The organism is Amycolatopsis thailandensis (assembly GCF_042723255.1).
GTDB lineage: Bacteria > Actinomycetota > Actinomycetes > Mycobacteriales > Pseudonocardiaceae > Amycolatopsis > Amycolatopsis thailandensis.
Map to the genome: position 1 here is coordinate 1 of NZ_JBHXJK010000018.1, position 9,382 is coordinate 9,382.

Sequence of the window (9,382 nt, forward strand, 5' to 3'; positions counted from 1 at the left end):
GCGCAAGGAAGGGGGCCTTCATGTACTTCGGGTGAGTGAGGACCGTGCCTAGCTTTCGAGAACGAGGGCGGCGCCGAAGCCGACCAGCGCGGTTCCGGTGACGCCGTCGAGCGCCCGCCGCACCTGGCGGCGTTCCAGCCAGGTCCGTACGCGGTGCACGAAGAACAGCAGCGTCAGCAGCCAGATCGCGCCCAGCACCGCCACGGTGTACGCGAGCAGCAGCGCGTGCCACGCCGACGTCGTCACCGGGTCGAGGAACTGCGGCAGCACCGACAGGTACAGCACGAGGACCTTCGGATTGGTGATGTTGGAGAGGAAGCCTTCACGGAAGCGGCGGAACCCGCTCGTCCGCTGCTGCTTCACCGCCGCGACGCCGGAGTAGTCGCCCCGCCACGCGCCGCGCAGCGCCTGGAAACCGAGGAAGACCAGGTAGGCGGCGCCGACCCACTTGAGCGTCACGAACACCGGCTGCGACTGCGCGATGACGACGCCGAGGCCGAGCGCGGCGGCGGTGCCCTGGACCGAGTTGGCCACGAAGATCCCGGCCGTGGTCAGGAATCCGCCCCGAGTGCCGCCGGACAGCGAGTTCTTGAGCATCACCATCGTGTCCGGTCCCGGCGCGAGGACGATCAGGACGACGATGACCAGATAGCTGCTGTACGAACTCCACGTCACGGTCACCCACGCTAGCCGCCGGGGTGCGGGCGAGTCTCGCGGATTTCGGTCACAGTCCCCGGACGAGCTGGTGGTTTCGCGTGATCCGACGGACGACACACGTGATCCGATGGACGACACGCGTGACGGGGTAGACGTCACGCTCGTCCCGCTGAACACGCGAAAGCGCCATCCGCGCACCGGCGGGCCCGGCATCGTGACCGACGATCGGACGCTGCCCCCACCCGGGAACGGCGGGTAATGTGCGGTGCCATGCATGAGGGGCGGATCGACCTCCTTCCAGGCGAACGGGTCATCTGGGCCGGGCACCCGGTGCGCAGGCCCCTCTTCAATCCCGGCGACTACTTCAACGTCCCCGTGGGCCTCCTCCTGCTCGGCGGGGTCACGCTTTTCTTCTCCGCCAACCACGACACGGCGTTCCACAGGGTCGCGTGGGCCGTGCTCACCGCCGCGGGCGTGTTCCATCTCGTCGGCAGGCCGCTGATCCGCTACCTCAGGCTCGCCTCGACCACCTACGCGGTGACGGACGGCCGGGTCATCGCGACCAGTTCGCTGATCCGTCGCAAGGAAGACGCCACCGAGCTGGCCGGGCTCGCGGATCCCGTCGTCACCCCCGGCCCCGGCAAGACCGGGACGATCACGTTCGGCAGGCTCGGCGTGCTGGCGTGGGCGTCGGCGAACTTCGGCGCGGGCTCCGGGAAGGACCGCAAGCCGCCGGTCATCCTCGTGGGTGTCAGTGAGGTCGCGAAGGTGCGGGAAAAGCTCGCGAAAGCCGTCGACGAGGCACGACAGCGCCAGCAGCCCCCGGAGGTCCAGGCCGTCGGAGAATGACCCGACTGTGTCTGATTCAACTACGCGGACGATGTTACCGGCCGGTACACTCAGGCGGTCGTCCAGCGCCGGAGGTGTACCGTGCCCTATCCCACGGACCGTGAACGGGACCGCCCCTGGGTGATGCGGACCTACGCGGGTCACTCGTCCGCAGCCGCGTCCAACGAGCTGTACCGGCGCAACCTCGCCAAGGGGCAGACAGGCCTCTCCGTCGCCTTCGACCTGCCGACGCAGACCGGTTACGACCCGGACCACCAGCTGTCCAAGGGTGAGGTCGGCAAGGTCGGCGTCCCGGTCTCGCACATCGGCGACATGCGGCGGCTCTTCGACGGTATCCCGCTCGCCGAGGCCAACACGTCGATGACGATCAACGCGCCCGCCATGTGGCTGCTGGCGCTCTACGTCTCCGTGGCGCGCGAGCAGGCCGAGGCCGAGGGCCGCGACGTGGACGAGGTGCTTGCCAAGCTCACCGGCACCACGCAGAACGACATCATCAAGGAATACCTTTCCCGGGGCACGTACATCTTCCCGCCGGGCCCGAGTCTCCGCCTGATCACCGACATGATCGCGTGGACCGTGCACCACGTGCCCAAGTGGAACCCGATCAACATCTGCAGTTACCACCTCCAAGAGGCGGGCGCGACGCCGACGCAGGAGGTCGCGTACGCGTTGTGCACCGCCATCGCCGTCCTCGACGCGGTCCGGGATTCCGGACAGGTCGAGCCCGACGACATGGCCAAGGTGGTCGCGCGGATCTCGTTCTTCGTCAACGCCGGGGTGCGGTTCGTCGAAGAGATGTCCAAGATGCGCGCCTTCACTGCGCTCTGGGACGAGATCACCCGGGATCGTTACGGCGTAACGGATCCCAAGGCGCGGCGGCTGCGTTACGGCGTCCAGGTCAACTCGCTGGGCCTGACCGAGGCACAGCCGGAGAACAACGTCCAGCGCATCGTGCTGGAGATGCTCGCGGTCTCGCTTTCCCGTGGCGCCAGGGCGCGCGCGATCCAGCTGCCCGCCTGGAACGAGGCGCTCGGCCTGCCCCGGCCGTGGGATCAGCAGTGGGCGCTGCGGATGCAGCAGGTGCTGGCTTTCGAGACCGACCTGCTGGAGTACGAGGACATCTTCGACGGCTCGCACGTCATCCAGGCCAAAGTCGACGAGATCATGGCAGGCGCGCGTGAGGAGATCGCGCGGGTGCAGGATCTCGGCGGCGCGGTCACGGCCGTCGAAAGCGGCTACATGAAGTCGCAGCTCGTCGCCTCGCTCGCGGAACTCCGGCGCGGTATGGAAAACGGCGAGCGCGTCCTGGTCGGGGTCAACAAGTTCGAGACCACCGAGCCTTCCCCGCTCCAGGCCGAAGGCGCCAAGGCGATCGAAACGATCGACCCCGCCGTCGAGAAGCAGGCCGTCACCGCGATCGAAGAATGGCGGTCGCACCGCGACAACGCGGCCGCCGAGTCCGCGCTGGAGAAGCTGAAGACCGTCGCGAAGACGCAAGAGAACCTGTTCGAGGCCACGATCGACTGCGCCCGCGCCGGGGTCACCACCGGTGAATGGTCGGGTGCGCTGCGCGACGTGTTCGGCGAATACCGTGCTCCCACCGGGGTTTCCGCTTCGGCGGCCGCGGGCGAGGGCAACGAAGAGATCCGCCGCGTCCGCGACCGAGTCAAGGCGACGAGCACCGAGATCGGCGAACGGCTGCGGATCCTGGTCGGCAAACCCGGTCTCGACGGGCATTCCAACGGCGCCGAACAGGTGGCGGTGCGGGCGCGCGACGTCGGTTTCGAGGTGGTGTACCAGGGCATCCGGCTCACCCCGGAGCAGATCGTCGCGGCCGCGGTCCAGGAGGGCGTGCACGTCGTCGGGCTTTCGGTGCTCTCGGGTTCGCATCTCGAAGTCGTGCCGCAGGTCGTGGACGGGCTGCGGCACGCGGGCGCGGGTGACATCCCGGTCATCGTCGGCGGCATCATCCCGCCCGATGACGAGAAGCTCTTGCTGGAGCGGGGAATCGCGAAGGTGTTCACGCCGAAGGACTACGAACTCACCGACATCATGGACGGAATTGTCGGATTGGTACGGGAGCGCCACGGTCTGAGCACATAAAGTCACTGTAAATCTCGGTACCGTAACGGCGGGTGGTTCGTCACCCGCTCACACTGCCCGCGCAAAGGTACCCACCTACGTTTCGATTAAACCGATTAATCGAAAAGAGGTGCCGCTATGGCGCACGGCGAGTGGTCGAGGCGGGAATTCTTCCGGCGGTCCGCGGTTCTGGGGGCGGTGACGATCGGCGGTCCGGTTCTGTTGTCCGCGTGCACATCGACGTCCTCCGGGGACGCACTCCAAGCGGCCAAGGACGCGAAGAAGATCAAGATCGGTATCGCGAACGAAGCACCTTACGGATTCACGGACCAGAGCGGCAAGGTCACCGGCGAAGCGCCGGAAGTCGCCCGTGCCGTCTTCAAAGCCATGGGCATCGACAACGTGGAAGCCGAGGCGGTCTCCTTCGACCAGCTGATTCCCGCGCTCAACGCCAGGAAGTACGACATCGTCGCGGCCGGGATGAACATCAAGAAGGAGCGGTGCGACGCGGCCGCCTTCTCGATCCCCGACTACTCGGCGCTGACGGCTTTGCTGGTACCCAAGGGAAATCCGCAGCAGGTGCGGAAGTTTGAGGACATCGCGGCCAAGAAGGTCAAGGTCGCCGTGCTCTCGGCGGCGGTGGAAAAGGGGTACGCCACCGATTCCGGGGTCGCCGAGGACCAGATCGTCACCCTCGATTCGCAGGACAACATGCTCCGCGCGGTCACCGACGGCCGGGTCTACTGCGCCGCGCTCACCGACATCTCTCTCAAGGACGTCCTGGCGAAGAGCCCTGGCGCCGCGGCGGAGGTGACCCCGGGTTTCGATCCGATGAAGGACGGCAAGCCGGTCGTCTCCGCCGGCGCGTTCGTCTTCCGCAAGGACGACAACCCGTTGCGCGAGGCTTTCAACGCCGAACTCAAGAAACTGCACGACAGCGGCGAATGGACCAAGATCGTGACGCCGTTCGGGTTCTCGGCGGACAACCTGCCGAAGGCCGACGTGACCACCGAGAAACTCTGCGCGGTGTGACGGGGCCGGCCTCATGTCGTCGTCGGTGTCGCACATCATCACGACCGTCCTCAGTGGACTGACAGCGACCGTCACCGCCGCGCTCGGCGGGATCGCGCTCACCGTGGCGCTCTCCCTGTCGGCCGGGCTCGCGCTGAGATCGCCGTCCCGGGTGGTGCGCGGGATCTCCCGCGTCTACGTCGAGATCTTCCGGGGAACCTCGGAAGTCGTCCAGTTGTTCTGGCTCTACTTCGTCCTTCCGGTGCTGGTCGGGTTCCAGCTCGTACCGATGTTCGCCGGGATCCTGGTGCTGGGGCTCAACCACGGGGCCTACGGTGCCGAGATCGTCCGCGGCGCGGTGAACTCCGTGCCACGGGCGCAGTTCGAAGGCGCCGTCGCCCTCAACCTGACACCCGCGCAGCGGATGCGGCGGGTGATCCTGCCGCAGGCGTTCGCGGAAATGCTGCCACCGTTCAACAATCTCTTCATCCAGCTGCTGAAGAGCACCGCCCTGTTGTCGTTCATCGCCGTACCGGAGATGGCGCGCCAGGGTGAACTGCTGCGGCCGGTGTTCGGCGCCGAACTCGGCTGGATCTACGGCACCGAACTCGTGCTCTATCTCCTGCTCGCCTTGCTGATCACCAGCGGGATGCGGCTGCTGGAACGGTTCGCGGCACGACGTCTCGGCCGGGCGCCGGCGAAGATGACCGCCACCGCGGGAGGTGTCTGATGGACTGGAGCTGGGAAGCCGCCGCGAATTCGGTTCCCTTGCTGCTGGAGGGGCTTCTCGTCACCGTCGAGATCACCTTGCTGGCCTCGGTGGTCGCGTACGCGTTCGGACTGGTGTTCGCGCTGATCCGCCGGGCGGGGATTCCCGTGCTGTCCCAGGCGGTCCTGCTGTTCATCGAGTTCGTCCGCAGCACGCCGTTGCTGATCCAGGTGTTCGTCCTCTACTACGTGATCCAGCCGGTGGGCGGGATGACCTTGTCCCCGTTCGCCACCGGCGTCATCGCGCTCGGCGTGCATTACGCGACCTACGCGGCCGAGGTCTACCGGGCCGGGATCGAAGCGGTCCCGAAAGGACAGTGGGAGGCCGCTACCGCGTTGAACCTGCCGAGGTCGCGGGTGTGGACCGCGGTGGTGCTGCCGCAAGCGGTGCCGAGGGTGCTCCCCGCGCTCGGCAACTACACGATCTCGATGTTCAAGGAAACCCCGCTGCTGCTGGCGATCGGCGTCGTCGACGTGCTGGCGAGGGCGAAGGAGGTCGGTGCCGACACGTTCCGCGTCACCGAGCCGTACACCCTGGCCGGGGTGCTGTTCCTGCTGGTGAGCCTGCCGGCTTCGATTCTGGTGAGAAGGTTGGAGCGACGTGCCGCCCACAGTTGATTCCCCGATGATCCGGTTCTCGCAGGTGGTCAAGTCCTATGGCGACCACGTGGTGCTGCGGGACCTCGATTTCACCGTCGCGCCAGGGGAATTCGTCTCGCTGATCGGCCCGAGCGGGTCCGGGAAGACGACGATCCTGCGGCTGCTGATGACCTTGGAGAAGGTCGACGGCGGCACCATCGAGGTCTGCGGCGACCATTTGAGTCACATGAAGCGCGGCGAGAAATTGGTGCCCGCGGACGAGAAGTACCTGCGGGAAGTTCGCAAGCGGATCGGCATGGTGTTCCAGCAGTTCAACCTGTTCCCCAACATGAACGTGCTGCGCAACATCACCGAGGCGCCGGTCCACGCGCTCGGCGTCCCCCGGGACGAGGCCGAGGCGCGGGCCGTCGAACTGCTGGAAATGGTGGGGCTCGCGGACAAGAAGGACGCGCACCCCACGAAGCTTTCCGGCGGCCAGCAGCAGCGCGTCGCGATCGCCCGCGCGCTCGCGATGCGGCCGGACGTGCTGCTGCTGGACGAGGTGACTTCGGCGCTCGACCCGGAGTTGGTCGCCGACGTCCTGCGCGTGCTGCGTGAGATCGCGACGTCCACCGACATCACGATTCTCTGTGTCACGCACGAAATGCAGTTCGCGCGGGATGTCTCGGACCGGGTGATGATGTTCGACGAGGGGCGGGTGCTGGAGGACGCCGCGCCGGAGAAGCTGTTCAACGATCCTGAACACGACCGGACGCGGCGGTTCCTGAAGGCCGTCATAGACCGGGCCTGAGATGCCGGGCCTCGTGAGTGGTTAGGACGGGTGGAAAACGCCGAAACCCCCACCGGGGCCGGCAAATCACCGGAAGCGCTCGGTTCCTGACGGCCGAAATCGACCGGCCCGGAGAGGCGGGGCCTGTTGAGTGGTTCTCCCGTTTAGACCCGACAAAACCACTCACGAGGCCTTCAAGATCTCCTTCGTCGAGGTGACCGTGGCGAACCCGCCGCCGTGCAGGTTCGTCGCGGTCGCCTTCGACAGCTCGTCGGCGGTGAGCACACTCCCGTCCGGCCCGGCGAGGTCGAAGGTGAACGTGGCGTCGAGCGCGAAGGTCACGTCGTAGCCGAGGTTCCCGCCGACACGCGCGGTGGTCTCGCAGCAGAAGTTCGTCTGGATGCCGGCGAGCACGAACGAGGTGATGCCGCGGGTCTTCAGCCAGCCATCGAGATCGACGTCGCCGTGGAAGGCCGAGTTGACCTTCTTGCCGAACACCAGATCCGCGCGCACGCCGTCGAGTTCGGGCTTGAAGTGGTTGCCCTCCTGACCGGGGCGCAGCGACGAGCCGGGCTTCACGGAGTCGTGGTGCACCAGCACGATCGGCAGCCCGCGCTCTTGCCAGGCGTCGGCGAGCGCCTTGATGTTGGCCTCCGCGCCGGGGTTGTTGCGCGGGCCCCAGACGGGCTTGTCGAAGCCGCGCTGGGCGTCGATCACGAGCAGGGCCTTGGTTTCTGTGGTCATGGGTTCGAGTTTCGTTCTTCCGGCGACCCGCGAGGGAGTGGCAGAAGACGCGCGATGCGGTACTTTCCTGCCATGCGAACCGTGGGTGTGCTCCTCCTGCCGGGCAGCCGGTCCTTCGACCTGGGCGTGATCGGGGAGGTCTGGGGTGTGGACCGGACCGACAGCGGCATCGGCCCGTTCGAGGTCCGGCTCTGCGCTCCCGGCCGCGGCCGGGTCGCCATCCACCCGTTCGGCCAGGTCGAGGCGACCCACGGGCTGACCGGACTGGACGGCTGCGATCTCGTCCTCGTGCCCGGCCGGGTCGATCCGCACGCCGAGGTGCCCGCGGCCGCCGTCGCCGCGTTGCGCAAGGCGCACCGGGCCGGGATCACCGTGGCGTCGCTGTGCTCCGGGGCCTTCACCCTCGCCGCGGCCGGGCTCCTCGACGGCCGGTCCGTCACCACGCACTGGCGGCTGCTGGACGACCTCGAAACCGCCGCTCGCGACGCCGTCGTCCAGCGGGACGTCCTGTTCACCGACGAGGGTGACGTGCTGACGTCCGCCGGTGTGGTCGGCGGGCTGGACCTCTGCCTGCACCTGGTGCGGCGCGATCACGGCGCCGAGGTCGCGGCCGCGCTCGCCCGCCGGCTCGTGATGCCGCCCGCGCGGGAGGGCGGCCAGCGGCAGTATGTCGACAATCCGTTGCCGCCCAAGCCGTCACGGCCGAGTGTTTCGTCCACAATGGACTGGGCGCTGGAGCGGATCGCCGACGACATCGGCGTCGACGACCTGGTCGGTCACGCGGGGCTGAGCGAGCGGACCTTCCACCGCGAGTTCGCGGCGGCCACCGGGGTGACGCCCGGGCGCTGGCTGCGCGCGCAGCGGGTGCGGCTCGCGCGACGGCTGCTGGAGACGACCGAGCTCCCGGTCGAGCGGGTCGCGCAGCGCTCCGGGCTCGGCACCGCCGCCAACCTGCGTCGACGGCTCCGCGCGGACGTCGGCGTCGGGCCGGATTCGTATCGCCGGACGTTCCGGTCGGTTACCGTCGAAGCATGGCCGAGTACGAGCACATCCTCGTGAAGCGGGACGGCGACACCGTCACCATCACCATGAACCGCGCCGCGCGGCGGAACTCGCTGTCGGCGGACCACCTCGCCGAGCTGCTCGCGGCGTTCCGCGAGGCGGGGGAGACCGACGCCACCGGGATCGTCCTCGCGGGCGCCGGACCGGTGTTCTCGGCGGGACACGACTTCGGCGACGTCGCCGCGCGCGACCTGATGGCCGTCCGCGAGCTGCTGCGGCTGTGCACGGACCTGATGGGCACGATGCAGTCGGTGCCGCAGGTCGTCGTCGCGCGGGTGCACGGGCTCGCGACCGCGGCGGGCTGCCAGCTGGTGGCCTCGTGCGATCTCGCCGTCGCCGCGGAGTCCGCCGGATTCGCCTTGCCCGGTGGCAAGGGCGGCTGGTTCTGCCACACGCCCGCGGTGCCGGTGGCCCGCTCGATCGGGCGGAAACGGCTGATGGAACTGGCGCTCACCGGCGACGTCGTCGACGCCGCGACCGCGCTGGACTGGGGCCTGGTGAACCGCGTGGTCCCGGACGATTCGCTGGACGAGGCCGTCGCGTCGCTGCTGGGGCGCGCGACCCGCGGGAGCCGGGCGAGCAAGGCGATGGGGAAGCAGACCCTCTACGCGCAGCTGGACCGGCCCGAAGCCGACGCCTACGCGCTGGCGCTGGAGGTGATGGCTTCGGCGTCGCAGCTGCCCGGGGCCCGTGAGGGGATGGCCGCTTTCCTGGAGAAGCGCTCTCCCGTTTGGCCCGACTGACCCCTTGGCGCGGGCGCCCATAGGGGGGGGGGTAGTAAAATATTTAAATAAAGAGTCGGGAATAAGGAGCAGGGCGTGGGGCGGGAGCCCGGGGGAC

11 protein-coding genes are annotated in these 9,382 nt (G+C 68.1%); 9 read left to right on the forward strand and 2 right to left on the reverse strand.

Annotated elements, in window-relative coordinates; all coding sequences use genetic code 11:
- Positions 1-48: 48 nt before the first annotated feature.
- Complete coding sequence (locus ACFWMR_RS09755) at positions 49-681, reverse strand: LysE family translocator (RefSeq protein WP_378278711.1); 633 nt, start codon at positions 679-681, stop codon at positions 49-51.
- A 103-nt stretch (positions 682-784) separates the two neighbouring features.
- Here ACFWMR_RS09755 and ACFWMR_RS09760 point away from each other — a divergent pair, with 103 nt between their 5' ends.
- The 7 genes from ACFWMR_RS09760 (at position 785) to ehuA (ending at position 6,757) form a co-directional block, all read left to right on the forward strand.
- Positions 785-916: a hypothetical protein gene (locus ACFWMR_RS09760; protein WP_378378103.1), complete on the forward strand. Its 132-nt coding sequence runs from the start codon at positions 785-787 to the stop codon at positions 914-916.
- Positions 917-927: 11 nt separating this feature from the next.
- Positions 928-1,506, forward strand: a complete 579-nt coding sequence (locus ACFWMR_RS09765; RefSeq protein WP_378378104.1) for a hypothetical protein — start codon at positions 928-930, stop codon at positions 1,504-1,506.
- 81 nt (positions 1,507-1,587) lie between these two features.
- The gene (locus ACFWMR_RS09770) at positions 1,588-3,609 is read left to right on the forward strand and encodes a protein meaA (protein WP_378378105.1); all 2,022 of its coding nucleotides are present in this window, start codon (positions 1,588-1,590) and stop codon (positions 3,607-3,609) included.
- Positions 3,610-3,726: 117 nt separating this feature from the next.
- Positions 3,727-4,620 carry an ectoine/hydroxyectoine ABC transporter substrate-binding protein EhuB gene (ehuB, locus tag ACFWMR_RS09775; protein ID WP_093938084.1) on the forward strand — a complete coding sequence of 298 codons (894 nt, stop codon included), beginning with the start codon at positions 3,727-3,729 and terminating at the stop codon, positions 4,618-4,620.
- 13 nt (positions 4,621-4,633) lie between these two features.
- A complete protein-coding gene (gene ehuC / locus ACFWMR_RS09780; RefSeq protein ID WP_378378106.1) occupies positions 4,634-5,329 on the forward strand; it encodes an ectoine/hydroxyectoine ABC transporter permease subunit EhuC in 696 nt (231 codons plus the stop codon).
- Complete coding sequence (gene ehuD, locus ACFWMR_RS09785; protein WP_378278706.1) at positions 5,329-5,985, forward strand: ectoine/hydroxyectoine ABC transporter permease subunit EhuD; 657 nt, start codon at positions 5,329-5,331, stop codon at positions 5,983-5,985. Before ehuC ends, ehuD begins: the two co-directional genes overlap by 1 nt.
- A gap of 7 nt (positions 5,986-5,992) precedes the next feature.
- Complete coding sequence (gene ehuA, locus ACFWMR_RS09790; protein ID WP_378378144.1) at positions 5,993-6,757, forward strand: ectoine/hydroxyectoine ABC transporter ATP-binding protein EhuA; 765 nt, start codon at positions 5,993-5,995, stop codon at positions 6,755-6,757.
- 162 nt (positions 6,758-6,919) lie between these two features.
- Here the strand turns inward: ehuA and ACFWMR_RS09795 are convergent, their stop codons facing one another.
- Positions 6,920-7,480: a cysteine hydrolase family protein gene (locus tag ACFWMR_RS09795; RefSeq protein ID WP_378274604.1), complete on the reverse strand. Its 561-nt coding sequence runs from the start codon at positions 7,478-7,480 to the stop codon at positions 6,920-6,922.
- Between the two features lie 72 nt (positions 7,481-7,552).
- Here ACFWMR_RS09795 and ACFWMR_RS09800 point away from each other — a divergent pair, with 72 nt between their 5' ends.
- Both ACFWMR_RS09800 and ACFWMR_RS09805 read left to right on the forward strand, forming a co-directional pair.
- Entirely contained in the window at positions 7,553-8,539 is a 987-nt protein-coding gene (locus tag ACFWMR_RS09800) for a GlxA family transcriptional regulator (protein ID WP_093937594.1), read from the forward strand.
- Positions 8,512-9,285 carry an enoyl-CoA hydratase-related protein gene (locus ACFWMR_RS09805; RefSeq protein ID WP_093937595.1) on the forward strand — a complete coding sequence of 258 codons (774 nt, stop codon included), beginning with the start codon at positions 8,512-8,514 and terminating at the stop codon, positions 9,283-9,285. Before ACFWMR_RS09800 ends, ACFWMR_RS09805 begins: the two co-directional genes overlap by 28 nt.
- Positions 9,286-9,382 lie beyond the last annotated feature (97 nt).